This is a genomic window from Flavobacterium movens (assembly GCF_039581425.1).
Classification (GTDB): Bacteria; Bacteroidota; Bacteroidia; order Flavobacteriales; family Flavobacteriaceae; genus Flavobacterium; species Flavobacterium luteolum.
In genome coordinates this window covers 666,588-687,328 of record NZ_JBCPXY010000001.1, presented here as the reverse complement: position 1 = coordinate 687,328, position 20,741 = coordinate 666,588, and the positions used below count along the sequence as shown (strand labels likewise).

Annotated in this window: 23 protein-coding genes; 10 read left to right on the top strand and 13 right to left on the bottom strand. The window is 34.1% G+C overall.

Translation table 11 applies throughout. The features are described from left to right. Positions 1-266: 266 nt before the first annotated feature. The 3 genes from AAYQ05_RS02920 (at position 267) to AAYQ05_RS02910 (ending at position 4,162) form a co-directional block, all read left to right on the top strand. Positions 267-3,053 (top strand): TonB-dependent receptor, encoded by a 2,787-nt coding sequence (locus AAYQ05_RS02920; protein WP_343541032.1) that lies wholly within the window; start codon positions 267-269, stop codon positions 3,051-3,053. Between the two features lie 106 nt (positions 3,054-3,159). Beyond that, entirely contained in the window at positions 3,160-3,582 is a 423-nt protein-coding gene (locus AAYQ05_RS02915) for a hypothetical protein (RefSeq protein ID WP_343541031.1), read from the top strand. A 91-nt stretch (positions 3,583-3,673) separates the two neighbouring features. Next, a complete protein-coding gene (locus AAYQ05_RS02910; RefSeq protein WP_177211742.1) occupies positions 3,674-4,162 on the top strand; it encodes a septal ring lytic transglycosylase RlpA family protein in 489 nt (162 codons plus the stop codon). Between the two features lie 31 nt (positions 4,163-4,193). On the opposite strand, the gene AAYQ05_RS02905 is transcribed toward AAYQ05_RS02910, so the two are convergent. Beyond that, on the bottom strand, positions 4,194-4,649 hold the full coding sequence (locus AAYQ05_RS02905) for a DinB family protein (protein ID WP_343541029.1): 456 nt from the start codon (positions 4,647-4,649) through the stop codon (positions 4,194-4,196). 80 nt (positions 4,650-4,729) lie between these two features. On the opposite strand from AAYQ05_RS02905, the gene AAYQ05_RS02900 reads away from it, so the two are divergent. From AAYQ05_RS02900 to nadD, 4 genes are all read left to right on the top strand, one after another. Further along, on the top strand, positions 4,730-5,077 hold the full coding sequence (locus AAYQ05_RS02900) for an arsenate reductase family protein (RefSeq protein WP_281634164.1): 348 nt from the start codon (positions 4,730-4,732) through the stop codon (positions 5,075-5,077). A 95-nt stretch (positions 5,078-5,172) separates the two neighbouring features. Further along, complete coding sequence (locus tag AAYQ05_RS02895; protein ID WP_343541027.1) at positions 5,173-6,033, top strand: YicC/YloC family endoribonuclease; 861 nt, start codon at positions 5,173-5,175, stop codon at positions 6,031-6,033. A 132-nt stretch (positions 6,034-6,165) separates the two neighbouring features. Then, positions 6,166-6,738 carry a guanylate kinase gene (gene gmk, locus AAYQ05_RS02890; protein ID WP_274254654.1) on the top strand — a complete coding sequence of 191 codons (573 nt, stop codon included), beginning with the start codon at positions 6,166-6,168 and terminating at the stop codon, positions 6,736-6,738. Positions 6,739-6,846: 108 nt separating this feature from the next. Beyond that, positions 6,847-7,428 (top strand): nicotinate (nicotinamide) nucleotide adenylyltransferase, encoded by a 582-nt coding sequence (gene nadD / locus AAYQ05_RS02885; RefSeq protein WP_111425237.1) that lies wholly within the window; start codon positions 6,847-6,849, stop codon positions 7,426-7,428. Between the two features lie 248 nt (positions 7,429-7,676). Here the strand turns inward: nadD and AAYQ05_RS02880 are convergent, their stop codons facing one another. From AAYQ05_RS02880 to AAYQ05_RS02835, 10 genes are all read right to left on the bottom strand, one after another. Beyond that, positions 7,677-9,146: a nicotinate phosphoribosyltransferase gene (locus AAYQ05_RS02880; RefSeq protein WP_343541025.1), complete on the bottom strand. Its 1,470-nt coding sequence runs from the start codon at positions 9,144-9,146 to the stop codon at positions 7,677-7,679. After that, entirely contained in the window at positions 9,143-9,604 is a 462-nt protein-coding gene (locus tag AAYQ05_RS02875) for a nucleoside 2-deoxyribosyltransferase domain-containing protein (RefSeq protein WP_343541023.1), read from the bottom strand. The genes AAYQ05_RS02880 and AAYQ05_RS02875 overlap by 4 nt, the downstream gene beginning before the upstream one ends. Positions 9,605-9,606: 2 nt before the next feature. Beyond that, the gene (locus AAYQ05_RS02870) at positions 9,607-10,338 is read right to left on the bottom strand and encodes a metallophosphoesterase family protein (protein WP_343541022.1); all 732 of its coding nucleotides are present in this window, start codon (positions 10,336-10,338) and stop codon (positions 9,607-9,609) included. Between the two features lie 2 nt (positions 10,339-10,340). After that, complete coding sequence (locus AAYQ05_RS02865; protein WP_343541020.1) at positions 10,341-11,180, bottom strand: ADP-ribosylglycohydrolase family protein; 840 nt, start codon at positions 11,178-11,180, stop codon at positions 10,341-10,343. 19 nt (positions 11,181-11,199) lie between these two features. Beyond that, positions 11,200-11,748, bottom strand: a complete 549-nt coding sequence (locus AAYQ05_RS02860; RefSeq protein WP_343541018.1) for an RNA 2'-phosphotransferase — start codon at positions 11,746-11,748, stop codon at positions 11,200-11,202. 49 nt (positions 11,749-11,797) lie between these two features. After that, a complete protein-coding gene (gene ybiA, locus AAYQ05_RS02855) occupies positions 11,798-12,325 on the bottom strand; it encodes a riboflavin biosynthesis intermediates N-glycosidase (protein WP_343541016.1) in 528 nt (175 codons plus the stop codon). Between the two features lie 129 nt (positions 12,326-12,454). Then, the gene (gene prs, locus AAYQ05_RS02850) at positions 12,455-13,288 is read right to left on the bottom strand and encodes a ribose-phosphate diphosphokinase (protein WP_343541014.1); all 834 of its coding nucleotides are present in this window, start codon (positions 13,286-13,288) and stop codon (positions 12,455-12,457) included. A gap of 74 nt (positions 13,289-13,362) precedes the next feature. Further along, on the bottom strand, positions 13,363-14,055 hold the full coding sequence (locus AAYQ05_RS02845) for an NUDIX hydrolase (protein ID WP_177211730.1): 693 nt from the start codon (positions 14,053-14,055) through the stop codon (positions 13,363-13,365). Positions 14,056-14,162: 107 nt separating this feature from the next. Continuing rightward, positions 14,163-14,519, bottom strand: a complete 357-nt coding sequence (locus AAYQ05_RS02840) for a PKD domain-containing protein (protein WP_343541012.1) — start codon at positions 14,517-14,519, stop codon at positions 14,163-14,165. Positions 14,520-14,586: 67 nt separating this feature from the next. Further along, complete coding sequence (locus AAYQ05_RS02835; RefSeq protein WP_343541010.1) at positions 14,587-15,492, bottom strand: LysR family transcriptional regulator; 906 nt, start codon at positions 15,490-15,492, stop codon at positions 14,587-14,589. Positions 15,493-15,578: 86 nt separating this feature from the next. Between AAYQ05_RS02835 and AAYQ05_RS02830 the strand changes: the two genes are divergently transcribed. The 3 genes from AAYQ05_RS02830 (at position 15,579) to AAYQ05_RS02820 (ending at position 19,023) form a co-directional block, all read left to right on the top strand. After that, positions 15,579-16,340 (top strand): type 1 glutamine amidotransferase domain-containing protein, encoded by a 762-nt coding sequence (locus tag AAYQ05_RS02830; protein WP_343541008.1) that lies wholly within the window; start codon positions 15,579-15,581, stop codon positions 16,338-16,340. A gap of 176 nt (positions 16,341-16,516) precedes the next feature. Continuing rightward, entirely contained in the window at positions 16,517-17,674 is a 1,158-nt protein-coding gene (locus AAYQ05_RS02825; protein WP_343541006.1) for an iron-containing alcohol dehydrogenase, read from the top strand. A gap of 353 nt (positions 17,675-18,027) precedes the next feature. After that, positions 18,028-19,023 carry an NAD(P)H-dependent glycerol-3-phosphate dehydrogenase gene (locus AAYQ05_RS02820; RefSeq protein ID WP_281634176.1) on the top strand — a complete coding sequence of 332 codons (996 nt, stop codon included), beginning with the start codon at positions 18,028-18,030 and terminating at the stop codon, positions 19,021-19,023. Between the two features lie 148 nt (positions 19,024-19,171). On the opposite strand, the gene AAYQ05_RS02815 is transcribed toward AAYQ05_RS02820, so the two are convergent. Both AAYQ05_RS02815 and AAYQ05_RS02810 read right to left on the bottom strand, forming a co-directional pair. After that, entirely contained in the window at positions 19,172-19,579 is a 408-nt protein-coding gene (locus AAYQ05_RS02815) for a hypothetical protein (protein WP_008465394.1), read from the bottom strand. 91 nt (positions 19,580-19,670) lie between these two features. Then, the gene (locus AAYQ05_RS02810) at positions 19,671-20,690 is read right to left on the bottom strand and encodes a phenylalanine--tRNA ligase subunit alpha (RefSeq protein ID WP_198855280.1); all 1,020 of its coding nucleotides are present in this window, start codon (positions 20,688-20,690) and stop codon (positions 19,671-19,673) included. Positions 20,691-20,741: the final 51 nt, after the last annotated feature.

The window sequence follows — 20,741 nt, the reverse complement described above, 5'->3', positions numbered from 1 at the left end:
TTTTACATAAATTACCGACAAAAAGCGGAATTATCCGCCAATTTGCCTGTTCTAATTTACAGCACTGTTCAAATAATTACATTTTTAACAAAAAAGCTTTACATAAATTCAACAAAACAATATTTTTATTAATGAAAAAAGAAAAATTCATTTTAATGCGCAACACAAAAGGCAAAACTGTTTTTTCTTAACATTTCGATAACATTATCTGAGTTATTTGTTATAATTTTGCCAAAAACAATAAACTCAATAACAAAATGAAGAAAATGAAAAATTGGTTACTGACTGGACTATTTTTTATGATAGTTTCGACCGTATTTTCTCAAGGAAAGGTTACTGGTAAAATTACCGATGGAACAGGTGGATTACCAGGAGCAAATGTAGTGATCAAAGGGTCTACTACAGGAACTTCAACAGACTTTGATGGTAATTTTTCCCTTACCTCAACATCAAGCACAGGAGAGATTGTTATCTCTTTTTTAGGTTATGACAACCAAACTGTAAAATTTACAGTAGCAAATGGCTCAACTGCAAACTTAGGAACTATCACTTTGGTAGCTTCAAATTCTAACGAATTAAGTGAAGTTGTAGTAACAAGCAGCATTATTGACGTTGCAAAGGACAGAAAAACTCCTGTTGCAGTTTCTACAATTAAAGCTGCTGAAATTCAAGCAAAATTAGGATCTCAGGAGTTTCCTGAAATCTTAAAAAGCACTCCATCTGTGTATGCTTCAAAAGCAGGTGGTGGATATGGAGATTCAAGAATTGCAATTCGTGGATTTGACCAAAAAAATATTGCCGTTATGATCAACGGTGTGCCTATCAATGATATGGAAAACAGCTCTGTTTACTGGAGTAACTGGGCAGGTATCTCTGATGTAACTTCTGCAATGCAGGTTCAAAGAGGTCTTGGAGCTTCTAAATTGGCTATTTCTTCTGTAGGAGGAACAATCAATATTGTTACAAAAACATCTGACATGAAAGAAGGTGGATCTGTTTCTTCAAGCTTTGGTAACAACAATTACTTGAAAACACAAGCTTCTTACAATACAGGAGTTATGAAAAACGGACTTTCAGCTTCTGTTTTATTTAGTAGAACAGCTGGAGACGGATACGTTAACGCTACTGAATTTGAAGGATACAATTATTTCATTGCTTTAGGATACAAAGCTAGCGACAAACATAACTTCCAATTTACATTTACAGGAGCACCTCAATGGCACGACCAAAGATCTAACTCTCCTCTATTAAGTGATTACTTAAAATACGGAAGTAATGGTACAGACCCAAACATTAAATACAACTCTGATTGGGGAATGAGAAATGGTGAGCAATATAATTTAAAAACAAATTATTACCACAAACCTGTAATGTCTCTTAACTGGGATTACGATATCAACTCTACAACAAAATTATCTACAGTTGGTTATGCTTCATGGGGACGTGGAGGAGGTACTACTACAAATGGTGGTATTAGAGGAAACAATCCTTACTCAACAAACAACTCTTTAAGAACAGCTGACGGTCTTGTTAACTTTGATTTAATTCAAAACTGGAATTCAGGTCAACCAACAACTTTAGGAACAAGAGTACCTGTAAATGGTAGATATGAAAACAGTTCTGACACAGGTAGTAACAGAGTTAATGGTGCAACAGTTATCAACAACATGGCAGGTATTTCTCAAATTGCTTCTGTAAACTCACACAACTGGTATGGTGCAGTAATCAATTTAGATAAAAAATTCTCTGAAAACTTTACATTCGATTTTGGAGTTGAAGGAAGAATGTACCAAGGTATCCACTTCCAAAACTTAATTGATTTACTTGGAGCTGATGTTTACAAAAATACAGCTGACGTAAATAACAACCCTGGTTATTTCAGCACTACTTATGCTCCAAGACCAAATGGAAATCCATTTATTAGTACAGACTACCAAGACAGAATTAACTACTGGAATGACAGTAAAGTTAATTACTATGGCGCTTTTACTCAATTAGAATATACTACTGGTAACTTTACTGCTTTCCTTCAAGGAGCTATTTCTCAACAAGCTTACCAAAGAATTGACCATTTCAAGTATACTTATGATAGCCCTCTTGCTAAAACAGGTTTCAAAACTATTACTGGTGGAGACATTAAAGCTGGAGCTAACTACAACATTAATGAGCACCATAATGTATTTGTAAATGGAGGTATATACTCAAAACAACCGTTTTTCAATGCAGTATACCCTAACAATGCTTCAATTGTTAACCCTAACCTTACAAATGAAAAAATCAAAGCAGTTGAAGTTGGTTACGGTTTCCGTTCTGGAATCTTTAATGCAAACTTAAATGCTTATTACACAACTTGGGATGACAGATTTACAACTGCAACAGATCAAGCAGCTACTAACCCAAGCGGATACTACACTTTCCAAGGTGTTAATGAAATACACAAAGGTTTAGAATTAGATGTTAATGCTAGAGTACTTGACAAATTAAAACTAAACGGGATGATCTCTATTGGTGATTGGAAATACAGCGGAAATGCTACAAGTAGCCGTTTTGATGTTGGCAACAACCCAATTAGCGGAGACCAGCCTTTATATTTAGATGGAGTTAAAGTTGGAAACAATGCTCAAACTACAATGGCAATTGGAGCAGCTTACGAAATCATTAACGGCCTTAATGTTGATGCAAACCTTAACTACTCTGAGAAGTTATACGGAAACATTGATGTATCTAAATTTTCGGCAGCAAACAACAAAGGTGCAATGGAATTACCAGGTTTCGCAACTACAGATGCTGGTGTATCATACAAATGGAACATCTCTCCTAAAATCGGTGCATTAAACTTCAGATTAAATGTAAACAACGTTTTTGATAAAATTTTCATCAACGAATCATTTACAAACATCTTTACAAGTGATTACAAAACAGCTCCAACTCCTACAACGCCAGGTGTAACTTATGCACAAGCTGGAGAAGTTTACAATGGAATTGCTACTGCAAACAAAGTTTACTTTGGTTACGGAAGAACTTGGAACTTTAGTTTACGTTACGATTTCTAAAATTTAGAATCTAAATAAATAATAAAAACGGCATTGACTTTTAAGTTTAATGCCGTTTTTTTATAGCCTTTTTTGTTATATTTGTTTTGAACAAAAAACACCCCTTATGTATAATTTTCTACAAAAATTTCACTCTGGCTGGGCATACTTAGCACTACTACTTTTGGTTGTTGCAATCGTTAATGCTATCATTGGAGTAACTTCTAAAAAAGAATTTACAGCTAAAGATCGTAAAATTGCTTTATTTGCTTTAATTGGAACACACACTCAATTATTGATTGGCTTAATCTTATATTTTATTTCTCCTCTTGGAAAAGCTGCTTTTGGACAAATGTCTAATGCTGAATTAAGATTAACATCTTTAGAGCACCCTCTAATTAATATTATCGCTATCATCCTAATTACTATCGGATGGTCTAAACATAAAAAATTAGTAAATAGTGAAGCTAAATTTAAAACCTTCGCTATTTTTTACGGATTAGGATTATTGCTTATTTTAAGTAGAATTCCATGGAACCTTTGGTTCTAAAAAATACCAATTAAAAGCCCTTTTTCAGGGCTTTTTTTATCTCGGCATATTATTTGTACAAACTCCCCCCAAGTCTGAAAAAGAATAACCCATGAGAAATAAAAAAAACATTTTATTCGCCACAATCGCTTTAACTTTAATTAGCGGCTTTACCTATGTGATAAGCCAAACCAAACCTACAACAGAACCTAAAATTATTCAAGATACTGTTAAGAACATAAAACCAGTTATTATTCCATTGCCGGATTCTGTTTTTACAGACAAAGGTTTAAAACTAAGACCATACAAGAAAAACGCACATGCCTCCTACTATGCAGATCGTTTTAATGGAAAAAGAACCGCTAACGGAAGCCGATTTAACAACAACAGTTATACTGCAGCTCACAAAAAACTTCCTTTTGGAACAAGAGTAAAAGTAACCAATGAAGCCAATGGCAAATTTGTTATCGTAAAAATTACAGACCGTGGTCCTTTTGTAAAAACACGCGAAATCGATTTGTCTAAAAGAGCTTTTATGGATATTAGCAAAAATAAAGGTGCCGGAGCAATGAAGGTTACCATCGAAACCATAATCGAATAAAAAAATCCCGCTTAAAAGCGGGATTTTTTTATTAAACCAATTTTCTCAGCGCCATTGCAACTCCCGTATGGAGCCCTTCATGATAATTATTAAAATCTAAGGCTCCCTGAACATTACGAAGCGTGAAACCTACGCTCGTAGTATATTCGTGATAATCTACAAACAGACCACTTTCAAAATCATTTTTTGTTTTTTCTAATGTCGTCGAAAGCAGTATTCTAATCTTATCTACCTCAGCTTGAGAAACATCCCCTTCTGGCTTCGTCCCTTTTCTATACTTGTTAATAAAATCTTCAGAAACCATTGTTGGAAGGCCAGATAATTTATAAACCAAAAGCTGTTGCGAAGAAATGCAATGGCCTATATTCCAGATAATATTGTTGCTGAAACCATCTGGAATTTTGTTTAATTGTTCTAATGAATGACCTTCTAAGAGTTTCAAAAGAATTTCTCTAATTGTTTTTTGTACATCAAAAACTGAACTCATAATTTTAATTTTTTTTCTAAAAATACTCATTTTTACGTTTCAAATGGATTTTCTTTGCATTCTAACAAATTCATAAAATAATGAACAAAATATATTACTTAGCTTCTTGCGATACCTGCAGAAAAATTATCAAAAGCTTACCTGAAAACAATTTAGTTTTTCAAGACATCAGACAAGATCCAATTACCGAAGAACAATTGGAAGAAATGCATAAACTTGCTGGAAGCTACGAAGCGTTATTTAGCAGAAAAGCACAGCTATACAAATCCATGGGGCTAAAAGATCAATCTTTGACTGAAGCCGATTTTAAAAAATACATATTGGAACATTATACTTTTTTAAGTCGTCCAGTTTTTATTATTGACGGAAAAATTTACATTGGCAACAGTCAAAAAAATGTAGCCGAAGTTATAAACGCACTATCGTAAGAATAACCGTAAATTTTGATCTACAAAACTGATTCACAATTTACAACGCAAAGCAGCAAACTTTTATTTATCTTTGCGCCTTTATACTCAATTATATGATACAATCTATGACAGGGTTTGGCAAAGCTTCTTTGCAATTGCCTACAAAGAAAATTACCGTTGAAGTAAAATCTCTAAATTCTAAAGGTTTAGATTTAAATGTAAGAATGCCATCGGTTTATCGCGAGATGGAACTTGGATTACGTACTCTTATTTCGACTAAGCTGGAAAGAGGAAAAATTGATTTTGCAATCTATGTAGAAAGTACTGCAGAACAAACTTCAACTAAAGTAAACGTCCCTGTTGTAAAAAATTATATCGCACAGTTAAAAGAGGTAAATCCAGATGCCGATGAAACTGAATTAATGAAAATGGCCGTTCGTATGCCTGACACATTAAAAACAGAACGCGAAGAAATTGACGAGAATGACTGGGAGCAGATTCAAGTTATCATTGATGAAGCGCTTCAAAATATTTTAAATTTCCGTAAAGACGAAGGAGAATCTCTTGAAAAAGAATTCAACATAAGAATTGGAAACATTCGTCAATTCATGAACGATACATTGGCTCTTGATCCAGAACGCGTACAAGCCATTAAAGATCGTCTCCAGACTGCAATTTCAGAATTACAGGTTAATGTTGATGAAAACCGCTTTGAACAAGAATTAATCTATTATTTAGAGAAATTAGATATTACCGAAGAAAAAGTTCGTTTAGGCAATCACTTAGATTACTTTATAGAAACCCTAAATGGAACCGAAGCTAACGGAAGAAAACTTGGCTTTATCACTCAAGAAATGGGGCGTGAAATCAATACAATGGGATCTAAATCAAATCACGCACAAATGCAGAAATTGGTCGTAATGATGAAGGATGAATTGGAGAAGATTAAAGAACAAGTTTTAAACGTTTTATAAAAACGCCATAAGCTTTAAGCTATAGGCAATAAGCTAAAAACGAAATCAAATTAAAGCCTAAGGCATGCCGCCTAAAGCTTAGAGCATAAAAAAAGCTTAGAGCATACTGCTTAAAGCCTAAAGCACACAATAATGAACAAAGGAAAATTAATTGTTTTTTCGGCACCCTCAGGCTCGGGAAAAACAACTATCGTAAAACATTTATTAGGTCAAGAAGATTTAAATCTTGAATTTTCGATTTCGGCAGCATCACGTGCACCACGTGGAGAAGAAGTACACGGAAAGGATTATTATTTCATTTCGTTGGAAGAATTCAAAAAACACATTAAGGCAGAGGATTTCTTGGAATGGGAAGAAGTGTATCGAGATAACTTCTACGGTACTTTAAAATCTGAAATTGAAAGAATCTGGGCTATGGGCAAAAATGTAATTTTTGATATTGATGTCGCTGGAGGATTACGTATTAAACATAAATTTCCAGAACAAACTTTAGCCGTTTTCGTAAAACCACCAAGTGTTGACGAACTAAAGCGCAGATTGAAGCAGCGTTCTACAGAAAGCGATGACAAAATCAATATGCGTATCGCAAAAGCATCTGTTGAATTGGCAACTGCTCCCCAATTTGATGTAATTATCAAAAATTATGATTTACCTGTAGCTTTGGAAGAAGCTCATCAATTGGTTAAGGACTTCATAAGTAAATAATTTTATTCCGCAGAGATACACAAAGAAAAACGCAAAGATTCGCCAAGTTGAAATAAAACTTTGCGAATCTTTGTGCTATCTTAGCAACTCCCTATGAAACTCTAGAAAATGAAAATAGGTTTATATTTCGGAACTTACAATCCCATTCATGTTGGTCATTTGATCATTGCCAATCATATGGCAGAGTTTGCAGATTTAGATCAGATTTGGATGGTTGTGACACCACATAATCCGTTAAAAAAGAAATCGACATTATTAGACGATCAGCAGCGTTTGCAAATGGTTTATCTGGCAACAGAAGATTACACAAAGATAAAACCATCAGATATCGAGTTTAAGCTACCTCAGCCTAGTTACACCATAATTACACTTGCTCATCTTAAAGAAAAATACCCAACCCATGAATTCTCTTTAATTATGGGAGAAGATAATTTGAAAACGCTTCATAAATGGAGAAACTACGAAGTGATTCTAGAAAATCATGATATTTATGTGTATCCAAGAATATCTGATGAACCCGAAAATGTCGAATTAAAATCGCATCCAAAAATTCATGTAATTGATGCGCCTATTGTTGAGATTTCTTCGACTTTTATTCGAAACAGCATTAAAGAAGGTAAAAACATTCAGCCTTTATTGCCACCAAAGGTTTGGGAATATATTGATCATAATAATTTTTATAAAAAATAAATAATTTGAATTGCCTCCAGTTTTAACTGGAGGTTTTTTGTTTCACACAATCTTGTCATTTCGACGAAGGAGACTCGAGCGATAGCGAACAGGCGAAGCAAATCTTCGTTAGAAACTCTACAAAGATTGGCGATTAACTATATAGAATTACTTGCGAAGATTTCTCCTTCGTCGAAATGACAAACAGAACGTAAAAAACTCAAATCACAAAAAAAGCCTGAACTTACATTCAGGCTTTCGTTTTATAATTAAGCTTCGATACTTACTTCATTTTTTACTCTCGTTCTGATTTCACTCAACGATTGATCAATCAAAAGTTTTCCATCTCTGAAAACTTCTTTCAATTCGCCTTGTTTTTCTTCTTCCCAAGAAACATTATCAGTTAAATGATACTTGCCATCGATTAAATCAATTTTCATTAATCCTTTAGCCGATTTTTTCGTTCCGTCATCTGTAATCGGGTCTTTGAAAATGGCTCTTCCTTCTCCGTTTACTTCTCCATAAGTTGCTTTCATTGCAAATCCGAAAGTATCCCTAGTGTTATATTGATAAGTGAAAGATCCAATTCCTAAAACAACATTCGTAGAAGCAAATCCTTTTTCTTTTAATCTTTCGCAAATTTGAGTCGCTCTTGCTACAGTAATACTATCTCCATAAATAGCACCGATTTGCGGAACCAATTCTTTGAATCCTTTCGCATTTGTTGCTCCGCCAAAAACATCCCAAAGCAATTCGATAACTCCTTTTTTCTCCTGCTCTGTTTTTCCGTTTGGATTTCCGCAAATAATATCAACTGGATCACCACTGTCAGGACGAATTACGACTTTACCTTCTCTTGATACAATATCTTCTCTCAATCTTGGAAGATAATCCGTTAAAACTTTCCATAAATCCCAAGTGTCAGAAACGATAGAAACAATTCCTTTTGGGTAAACTTCTGTAATTAATCTTTTGAAGGTTTCATACTCGCCTTCTGTAGTTCCCATACACATAACAGAATGTTCTGTTGCGGCAACTGAACCTGCAACCAATTCCTGATCTGAATTGGCTTTGTAATATTCTTCTAAGAAATCAATCGCCGGAATAGTATCAGAACCTGTGAAACTCAATAAGTGTCCTGATGCAGAAGTTAAAGCCGCTTCAATTCCACCCATTCCTCTCATTGAGAAATCATGCGCTTGCCAGTCTACAAATTCCGGAACAGATGAAGTCTGATCTGCATATTTATCTAAAACTTTTCTATACTCTTTTGCAATTGTTGCTGAGTTGCAAGGAAGCCAGATTACAGCAGATAGTAAAGTTTCGAAATAATTGGTCAGCCAGAAAAACTCTGGAATGGTATTATACATCGTAAACATTGGCACTCTCAAAGGAACGCTTGCTCCTTCTGGCAAAGCTTTAAAGACCATCGGAATGTAACCTAAATCATGCAAATCTTCAATATGCTTAGTTCCAACTTGGTTTTCGCCTAAATAATTATTGATTCTGCGAGCGTACTTTGCTACAACTTCTTCTTTTGATTTTTTAAAGAAATATTCTTCAAAGTCATGAATAATATATTTTTTGATGAAATACTGTAATCCGAAGAACACAACTTCATCAACTTCTTCTAATCTAGATTTACGAGGAGTCCAATTAGAATATACTAATGTTGTTCCGTCTGGATATTGTCTTCTGTGGTCAACTTTGTAACCGTCGGTTAATAATAGTGGGTTCATATATTTTTATTTAATAAATTTTGAATCAACTCATCTAATGTTTTAAATTGTTGTACCGAATATCTTTCGCAAACAATATCAATATTGCCTTTTCGCCAGAAATTCTCTTCAACAACTACTTTCATTTTATTCGATTGCGCATAAAGTCCAAACTCTAGCAACGATATTGGCGACATTGTATTTTCTGCAAAATACATAATAATAATATCTGCTTTTTCAAGTGCCTCAAGTTCCCAATTTACCTGTTCCTTAAAATGAATATTTTCTATGGTTTGTGACCAGCTGCTATCCCATTCATTTCTTCTTGGATTAAAAACAACAAATTGATCTTGCAGCAATTCTTCACATTTTTTCTGCCAATCAACCGCTTTATCCATCTCTATAGAACCTGCTAAGAAAATGGTTTTTAAATCAATTTGCAAGGGAATTGCTTCTGGTGCTTTATAAATTTTCTTCATGACTATTTATTTCTTCCTTTTTCATTTGGAAAAAATGTCTGTACGACATCACTCTGCCAAAATTCTTTTGTTTGAATATCTATACAACTTAATTTTCCATAAAAACATGCTCCAGTATCAATATTCCAGACATTGCATCCTTGCATCGGGATTTCGATATCATAATGAAGTGTTGGCGTGTGGCCGATATAAATTTCATTAAAAAGCAATAATCGTTTTGGGTATGAAAGTGAATCTTTTTGAATTCTTTTATCCATCGTTAAAGCCACTTCCCAAAGTGTTCTATCCCAAGAATAATTGGTTTTATAATGCTCTTTTTCTGGGCCATGCATAGATGAAAACCCAGCATGAATAAACAAATTATTGTTTTCGTCTACAAAGTAATCTTTCATTCCGCTGAAGAATTCGAGATGCTTTTCTTTATCTGAAGAATCAATTACCTTATAACTTTCTATAGTCGATTTTCCTCCGTGCAAAAACCAAATGTCGTTTACAACATCATTCTCTAACCATTCCTGACACCAGGCATCGTGGTTTCCTTTTATAAAAATACAATCCTGTTTTTGAGATAAATCAATAAGAAAATCGATCACTTGTTTAGATTCGCTCCAGCCGTCAACATAATCTCCGAGAAAAATAAACCGGTCATTTTCGGAATAATTAATTCTTTCTAATAACTGAATTAAAGCTTTTAATCCGCCATGAATGTCTCCAAAAACTAAGGTTCTTTTCATGATTAACTAAACTTGTTATTTAGAGCTACATCCAGTTTCATGAGAAAATCTTTTCCGAATTTATCATTTTCCAACTCTTCATATAAAAACAAAGGTAATGTCTTCTCACAATTCTGTTTCTGACTTAAAATTGCCATAGACAATGCTGCAACTGTATCGGTATCTCCACCATAACCAATTCCTGTTTTTAGGCACTCTTTCATAGAAACAGCTTCAGAAACCATTTTAATTACAGCTTGCGTGGTTGGATATCCATGCATATCAATTGGAGAAGTAATCCGATAATTTTCATTCTCACTTAATGTCTCGTTCAAAAAATCTATCAAAGTAGATCCATCACCAAGATTATATTTAAAATAATGAACTGCCAAAGCAATGCGTTTCGCACAGCTTATTCCTTCAACTGTATTATGCGAAGTTTTTGCCTGAATCTCACAGAACTCGAGTATTTGTTTGATATCTTTCAAATGTCCAATTGAATATGCTCTCATGGCAGAACCATTTCCGCTGCTTCCATTATCGATTATTTTGATAAAATCGGAGCCATTTTTACTAGCATCTAAAGCATTGTATACACGGTCTGAATAACCGCGTCTTTTATCTCTATGAAATACCTCAACAAACTTATCTGCAACTTTAATCTCGTTCCAATTATCATCTTCTAAAAGCAATTCTGAAATCGCAATTGCCATTTGAGTATCATCAGTATATTTTTTATAAATCTCTGTATACATTCCGTGTTTATCATACTGAGTCAGATTGTTGTTTTTAGAAATAAAATCTAAATCTCTAAACTCAAAACCCGCACCGTATGCATCGCCTATTGCTGCTTCTAAAATCATAATTGTTGTTTTTGATTATTTAAGATTTAAATTCGATATACTTTGATGGAACTTCATCTGTCAACCAAACATTGTTTTCAGACAAATAAAATTTAAATCCGTCTCTGTACATAGCACCGCTTCTAACGGTTAAAATTTGTGGAACTCCTCTTCTGCTTCCTACTTTTGTTGCGGTTTCTTTGTCTTTGGAAAGATGTACATGCTGACGGCTCATTTTTTTCAAACCTTCTTTCTGAATACTTTCCATGAATTTTCCAACAGTTCCGTGATACAGATATTCTAGAGGTTCTGTTTCGGCTAAATTCAATTCAACCGAAATCGAATGTCCCTGACTTGCACGGATTCTAGTTTTATCTTCGTTATAAGCAAAACGCTTTTTATCGTTATTCTCTACTACGTAATCTAAAAGTTCGGCATCGAGACGATTCCCTTTTTTAGTACATTTTTCTATTAATTCTTTGACATCTGCCCAACCGTTTTCGTCTAATTTTAATCCGATTTTTTCTGGCGAATGTCTGAGCACCAAACTTAGAAATTTGCTGACGCTCTTTGCTATATTTTCATTCATTACCTATGAAATGTTCCGATGGAACATCATTATTTTTTATAATTTCTAATTATTTTAATTCATCCCGAGCTTCCATCAAAGCAAAACCTAAAAGATTCAAACCTTTCCACTTCTCAGGATTTAGCGCCTCTGTATGATCACTTGCCATTCCGATTCCCCAAATTGGATCAACAGGACTTGCTTCTACAATTACTCTGTCGTTTGTGCTTAACAGAAAGGTTTTCAAGTCGAGATTTTGGCTGAACTTATGAAAGTTCCCTTCTTTCACAATTTCAAATCGGTTTTCTAACCAGATTTTATCATCGTAGTTTCTCACTTTACGGCCTAATTTTTTGGCTTCAGCAGGCGAATTACATTTTATAATCTTTTCTAAAATTTCTTGATCATTAAATAATTTCGCTTTTTTTGCCATCATCCAATGTTCAGCTGTTTTGTAAGTCACACCATTAACTTCAAAAGAACTTAACCACCATTGGCTGAAACAGGTTTTAGTAACCGTTCCGTCTTTACTTGGCTGATGTCCCCAGAAAAACAAAAATTTACTTTCTGGAGCTATATTGTCTATATTGTATTTCATTTTGTTAGTGTTTTTGTTTCAAGTTTAAAGTTTCAGGTTTTTTACTGAACTTGAAAACTGTTTTTAACTTGAAACAGTTTGTAGTTTTTTTTCGTTTCAGGTTTACTTTACATATAGAACTTGAAACATTTAAACTAATTGATCCAATCCAATTACCTGAACACTTTCTCCTTCAAAATCTTTAAAAGAATTTGTGGTAAAAATTCCGTCGAAGCAGTTTAAAACTTCAAAACCTTTATTAAAAATTCCGTGACTTACCGCTAAGTATAATTTTCCTGCATTTTTCTTTTTTAATTCTTCTGCTAATCCTACGAAAGTTCCTCCTCCATCGCAGATATCATCCACGATTAAACAATCCATTCCGTTTAAATCATCCTCGTAAACTTTAAATCCAGATAATTTTCCTGTTTTTACATCGCGGCTTTTACTGCATTCTACCACTTCAACTCCGCCTAAAAACTCAGAAACTTTGTAGATTTTTTTTAAAGCGCCACCATCTGGAGAAATCAATTTTACGTTTTGACCAATTCTATTCAACACTTCTTTGATGAAAGTATAGTTTGGAATCACTGTGCTATTATTCAACAAAGCTGGAGTAACCTCAGAGTGCGCATCAAAAACCAAAACTTTGTTCAGTTGCATTGCATTTATAATATCAGCATATACTTTTACAGATAACGGTTCGCCAGGAATCATAACTCGGTCTTGTCTTGCAGCTGGAAAATACGGAATAAAAAGATCTATGATTTTAACATCCATTCTGCGCAAAGCATCAACCGTAACGCATAACAAGCCTAAATCGTTGAATGAATTTAATCGATGTGTAATGGTTACTTTTCTATTGACATCAAAATCTGGAGCAATTTTAATGTGTGGTTCTCCACCAGAAAATGTAAAACTTTGAAATTTGATTTCTTCCTGATTTTGAAATGGAGCGAATTTTGGGTCGAGATTTAGTATCATAGTGTTGCAGTTTGCGTTAATTATACGCAAATGTAGAATTAAATTTTAAATAAACAATTTATTTTGTGTAAAAATTACGCAAACTTTATTTCGAAGTGAAAGCCTTTATTGATTAACTCATTATATTTCAATTTATTAAACTTAAAAAGCTTTGCCGGACGGCCCGTTTTTATTGGTGAAAATTTTTCTGTTTCTTCTAAAATACCATAGCTGAGTATTTTTTTTCTGAAGTTTCTGCGGTCTATTTCTTTTTCTAAAATCGTGCAGTAAAGATTTTCAAGATCTGAGAACAAGAATTCTTCGGGAAGTAAATCGAAACCAATTGGTTCGTATGTCAATTTGGCTTTAAGCCTTTCAATACCTTTTTCTAAAATCAAATTATGGTCGAATGCCAAAGGCGGAATCTCATCTATTTTAAACCATTGTACCCGTTCGGCGTCTGTATCGGCTTTAATCTCTAAGTTTGAAGCGTCTACCAAAGCATAATAAGCAACCGAAATCACACGGTTTCTGGAATCTCTATGAATGTCATCGCCAAAAGTGTACAATTGTTCCATAAAAGTCAATTGCACATTGGTTTCTTCATGCAATTCGCGAATAACAGCATCACTCAAAGATTCATCATTCTGAACTAAACCTCCTGGCAATGCCCAATATTTATCTGCTGAGCCAAATTTCTGCTCAATCAAAAGTGCGTATAGTCCATTATTTTTATATCCAAAAACAATCGCATCTACAGCAATTCTAATATTTTGTAATTTTTCCATAATCCTCAATCCTATCAAACAAATATAACGAATGAGAGCCAACTTTATAATTCAATACAAAAGCTTAAATTATAAAATTGACTCTCATCAATATCTTTTAACTTTTCCTAGTTAACCGTAACAGTTCTTTTGGGAACAGAAGTACATTCTGCACCATCTTTTTTAATTGTAACTTCAGCTTTGGCTTCATATGTGCCAGCCGCTGCGTAAGTATGTGTTACTGCAGTGCCAGTTCCTGTAGATCCGTCACCAAATGTCCATTTTACTCCAACCAAAGTTCCCGTTCCTGTATACTCAACCGAGTAGTTCATTAACTTCGGATTAGTAGCATCGGTTGAATTGTGTAATTTAACAAAAATCGATTCTGCCAAACAATCTACTATCACTTCGTCGTCATGTTTACTGCACGAATTACTTATAAGTACAGCTGTAATTAGGATTAACAATGTTGCAATCTTTTTCATTTTTGAAAATTTTAGTGGTTTCTTTATCAAAATTACTCTTTTATGCTACGTGAACAAATGATTGAAATCATAATCTATTTCCGAAAAATAATTTCAGTTCTTTCTCAATGATATCAAAAATTGATTTTATGTTATTATTTTTTGGAGCCAACAAATACACAAATTCTTCGGGAACATGAAAACTGTTCCAAACTAACTGCAGTTTATTTTCTTTAATATAATGTCTTGCATTGCAATTCCAGGTTGCTGCAATTCCTTCATTTTTAGCTAAAAGTCTCAGCATTTCAGCTTCTGACGGAATAATATAATTTGGAACCATCGACGGTCTTTTTTTATTAAAAGCATGAAGCCAAAATAGTTTTATATGTGGAATGCGAGCGTCGTGGCTGTACCATTTTTGAGCATTAAGCCATTGTTCTATTTCATTATAATTATCTGCCTTTAATTTCTGGCGGAATTCTGTTATGTCCAAAGAAGTTGGAGCAACTAGAATCAATTTAATCTTACCTACTATTTCATAAGTAGTATCAAAAGTGTCAAATCTTTTTGTGGTAATAGCAAAATCTAATTTTTTAGCATCCACTAAAGCAAAAAGTTCATCATTTTCTGCAAAAGTAAAATCGATTAAATCAAACTTTGAAATTAAAAGATTTCCAATACAGTCGAAAAGATGTTTTGAAACTCCAACAGAAATTAACCGGGTAGCATCTTCTGCCTTTGCACGAAAGCCAGTTTCGACACTTTCCAGACGATCAAGCGCATCTATTATCAAATTATTCAGTAACTTAGCGTATTCGGTTGGCTCTACCCCTTTTGACTTCCGATTAAATAATTTATTTCCAACGTGCGCTTCAAGCATTGAAATCTGCTGACTTACGGCAGGCTGACTCATAAACAACTCTTTTGCAGCGATCGAAAAATTACCATTTTTATAAACCGCTTTAAATGTTCTGTACCATTCTAGATTTACCATGATATAATTTTATTTATAACAAACATAGTTTATTTTATTTTTACTGATATCACTTTCGACGTAAATTTGTTCAAAATTTAATATTTATGAAGAAAATAGCATTACTCGCAATAGTTGCATTTACAGCTTTAGGCACATCTGCTGAAGCTCAAAAATCAAATAAAAAAGGGATGAAAAAAGTATTATTTGTTGTAACCAGCAATGATAAACTGGGCAACACAGGAGAAAAAACAGGATTCTGGTCAGAAGAATTTGCTGCACCATATTATGAATTATTAGATCAAGGAGTTGATATTACCATTGCTTCTCCGCTTGGAGGCCAGCCGCCAATTGATCCAAAAAGTGCTGATCCAGCATCGGCAACTGAAGACACAAAACGTTTTGACGCCGATAAAGTTTTACAGGAAAAATTAAAAAATACTTTAAAACTTTCGACAGTAAACCAAAAAGATTACGATGCTGTTTTTTATCCAGGAGGTCACGGCCCGCTTTGGGACTTGGTCGAAGATAGAAACTCTATCGCATTAATCGAATCTTTTTATACTCACAATAAACCGGTAGCTTTTGTTTGTCACGCTCCTGCTGTTCTGAAAAACGTAAAAGTAAACGGCCAATATTTAGTAAAAGGTAAAAAAGTTACCGGATTTACAAATGCCGAAGAAGAAGCGGTTGGTTTAACGAAAGTAGTTCCGTTTTTATTAGAAGATGCTTTAGCTTCAAATGGAGCCATTTTTTCGAAAGGAGAAAATTGGCAACCTTACGCTGTTGCTGATGGACTTTTGATTACAGGCCAAAACCCTGCATCGTCTAAATTGGTAGCTGCAAAATTATTACAGGAGTTGAAATAAAAGGGACTAAGAGACTGAGATGCTAAGGTTCTAAGGTTTTTCTTAGTTGCTTAAAAGCTTAATCTCTTATTTCATTACTATTAAAAAATTAAACAAATAACAATTGCTAGGTTGCGGATAAGTTCAAAGAAAAAAACTCAGAACCTCAAAACCTTAGCATCTTAGAACCTAAAAAAATGCTAAACTTTGAATTATACAATCCGACAAACTTAGTTTTCGGAAAAGGACAAATTGAAAAACTTTCGACTTTAGTACCAAAAGGGGCAAAAATTCTTTTGGCTTATGGTGGCGGAAGTATATTTAAAAATGGTATTTACGATCAGGTAATTGCGAATCTAAAAGGTTTTGAAATCGTGGAATTTGGCGGAATCGAACCAAACCCAAGATTTGAAACTTTAATGAAAGCGGTTGATGTGATTAAAGCAGAAAAAATCGACTTTATTTTGGCTGTTGGTGGAGGATCTGTAATTGACGGTGTGAAATTTATTTCGGGCGCTGTTCATTTTGAAGGAAATCCGATTGACATTTTACAAAAACGTATTTTGATTAAAGAAAATGCAATGCCTTTTGGAACTGTTTTAACGCTTCCGGCAACGGGAAGTGAAATGAATTCTGGATACGTGGTAACAATTGAAGCTACTCAAGAAAAATTATCTTCTGGCGGAAGTGCTTTATTTCCACAATTTTCTATCTGTGATCCGACTGTAATTTCTTCTTTACCAAAAAGACAGATCGAAAACGGAGTTGTAGATGCTTACACACACGTAATGGAACAATATTTAACGTATCCAACTGATGCTTTTCTTCAGGATAGAATTGCCGAAGGAATTTTGCAAACCTTAATCGAAGTTGGACCTGGAGTGGTAAAAAACCCAACCGATTATACATTGGCTTCTAATTTTATGTGGAGCTGTACAATGGCTTTAAACGGATTAATCCAAAAGGGTGTTCCAAGCGATTGGGCAACACACATGATTGGTCACGAATTAACAGCTCTTTACGAAATAGACCACGCCAGAACATTGGCTGTTATTGGTCCGAATTTGTATAAAGTGATGTTTGAAACTAAAAAAGCAAAACTGGCGCAATACGGAAGAAGAATTTTCAACTTAACAGGTTCTGACGAAGAAGTAGCAAAAGAAGCCATCAACAAAACTGTGGAGTTTTTCCATACAATGGGAATGGATACCAAACTTTCGCAATACACCAATGACTATTCTAAAACAGCAGATTTTATTGTAAATCGTTTCGACGAAAGAGGCTGGAAAGGTCTTGGCGAAAACCAACTGATAACTTTAGATAAGGTAAGATCTATTGTAGAGCTTAGTTACTAAAGTATAAATTCCAAATTTTAAAAAATCCAAATTCCAATCTTAGACTTATTGGAATTTGGATTTTTTTTATTGGAATTTCATTAAAAAAGGCGTTCTTAACAAGTTTAGGAACGCCTTTTCAAAATACTAAAACAAAACTAACTAACTCAATTTTTTTTAAATTCATTAAAATTCTAATTTATAAAGTCTTATAACGCACGCGAAATGCTTTTTATTGTTCGGCAATTAAAAAAATATTTTAGTCTTAAACTTCTTGAAAGTCATTGCAATTAAAGAGGTTTGCCAAATTTCTTAAAGCAGATTTTGCTTTATTAGCACATTATTAAGTACTTTTGTTTCAAATTAATAAAATAATGAGCGAAAAGTTAAAGTTTGCAGTAATTGGAGGAGGAAGTTGGGCAACGGCAATTGCCAAAATGCTATGTGTGAATCTTTCAGAAATTGCGTGGTATATGCGTAATGAATCTGCAATTGAACATCTCCAGAAATATAAACACAATCCTAATTATTTAAGTTCTGTTGAATTTGACACCAACAAACTTAAACTAACAAGCAATATAAACGAAGCAATAGAATATGCAGATTATATCATTTTTGCAATTCCGTCAGCTTTCTTAGATGCCGAATTAAAAAATATGACGGTTTCTCTAGCCGATAAAATTATTTTTTCTGCTATTAAAGGAATTGTTCCTGAAACGAGTTTAATTGTTGGCGAACATTTCCACATTCAATATGATATTCCATATTACAATATTGGAGTTATAACAGGTCCTTGTCACGCTGAAGAAGTGGCTTTAGAAAGACTTTCTTACCTAACAATTGCGTGTGGTGATCCTGATAAAGCTAAAATGGTAGCAAAATCACTTTCTGGAAATTACATCAAAGCCAAAATTTCAGACGATATTATCGGAACTGAATATGCTGCGATGCTGAAAAACATTTACTCTATTGCTGCCGGAATTGCTCACGGTTTAGGATATGGCGACAACTTTCAGTCGGTTTTAATGAGTAATGCAATTCGCGAAATGAAGAAATTCATCAGAAAAGTGCATAAAATGAAACGTAACATCAACGATTCTGCTTATTTGGGCGATTTATTGGTGACAGGATATTCTGTTTTCTCTAGAAATAGAATGTTCGGAAACATGATTGGAAAAGGATATACTGTAAAAAGTGCCATGATGGAAATGAGCATGGTTGCCGAAGGTTACTACGCAACAAAAAGTGCTTATAAACTAAATCAAGGCTACGGAGCAAAAACACCAATTATAGATGCGGTTTATGCGGTTTTATACGAAGGAAAAGATGCCAAAACGGTTTTCAAGAAATTGACTGAGTCTTTAGATTAGTTTTACTTAAAAGATGCAAGAAGCAAGAAAAAAGACTATATATTAGACTTAAATAGAATAAAGAAGAAAGAGCCAAGACTGAAATTCAGTTTGGCTCTTTTTTTATCTACATTAGAAACTCTTGTCTCTTGCTTCTTGTCTCTTTTTACTATTTCACCATCACCCCTTCAACAAACAAAATCGGCACTTCTTCCGTATTGTTTTCGTCAAGCGAATTAGCCTTAAAAATAAACTTCTTATCGTACAAAGTATTTCCGATGAAGAAAGTTACCATAAACTCGTTATTAAGCGCTAAAAGGCTTTTTTCTACCAATTCTATCTTCACAACAGAAACCGAAGGAACTTCAACAAAAGCATGACGCAGAATTGACGTTTTTTTCATTTCACCATCAATAGTTCCAAACGCTTTTGAAACCACCATTACGCTGTCTAAATTAAAATCACTGTCATTAACCAAGTAAGCGTACCATACTTTTTCCATAAAATCGTCGCTCCATTCCTGCACCGCTGCAAGAAATACATTTTCAACTTCTGGAATTATTATATCTTTTTTCATATGAGTCAAAAGTTTTAAAGTCGAAAGTCGAAAGTCAAAAGCCATCACTCTGAGACTTTTGACTTTCGACTTTACAACTTTATGACTTAAATTAAATATTTGCTTTAAACTGCTCTAAGAAACGAACATCATTTTCGTAGAACATACGGATATCGCCAATTTGGTATAAAAGCATTGCAATACGCTCTACTCCCATTCCGAAAGCAAATCCGTTGTATTCATCTGGATTGATATCACAGTTTTTCAAGACGTTTGGATCTACCATTCCGCAACCTCCAATTTCCAGCCAGCCTGTTCCTTTTGTGATACGGTAATCAGTTTCTGTTTTTAGTCCCCAATAAATATCAATTTCGGCGCTTGGCTCTGTAAATGGGAAATAAGATGGACGAAGACGAATCTTAGATTTTCCGAACATTTCTTTTGTGAAATAAAGCAAAGTCTGCTTCAAATCGGCAAAAGACACATCTTTGTCAATGTATAATCCTTCTACTTGATGGAAAATACAGTGCGAACGAGATGAAATAGCTTCGTTACGGAAAACACGTCCCGGAGAAATCGTACGAATTGGTGGTTTATGATTTTCCATATAGCGCACCTGAACAGATGATGTATGCGTACGCAACAAGACATCTGGATTGGTCTGAATGAAAAACGTATCTTGCATATCACGCGCTGGGTGATACTCTGGTAAGTTCAATGCTGTAAAGTTATGCCAGTCGTCTTCGATTTCTGGTCCTTCAGAAACGTTGAATCCTATATTAGCAAAAATATCTATAATCTGATTTTTAACGATAGAAATTGGGTGGCGCGAACCAATAATTACGGGTTCTGCAGCACGTGTTAAATCTCCAAAAATTCCTTTGGATTCTTCTTTACTTTCAAGCTCTTCCTGAATAACTCTAACTTTTTCTTCAGCAACTGCTTTTAAAGTATTGATTACTTGTCCAAAGTCCTTTTTCTGGTCATTTGGAATATTTTTAAATTCAGTAAAAAGTTCTTTCAGCAAACCTTTACTTCCTAAATATTTAATACGGAATTGTTCTAACGATTCTTTATTCTTCTCATTAAAGGCTTTAGCTTCCTCTATGTGCTGTTTTATCTTATCTATCATTTTCCTTCGATAATTGAGAGTACAAATTTAGTGTTTTTAGTTGAAAGTGTG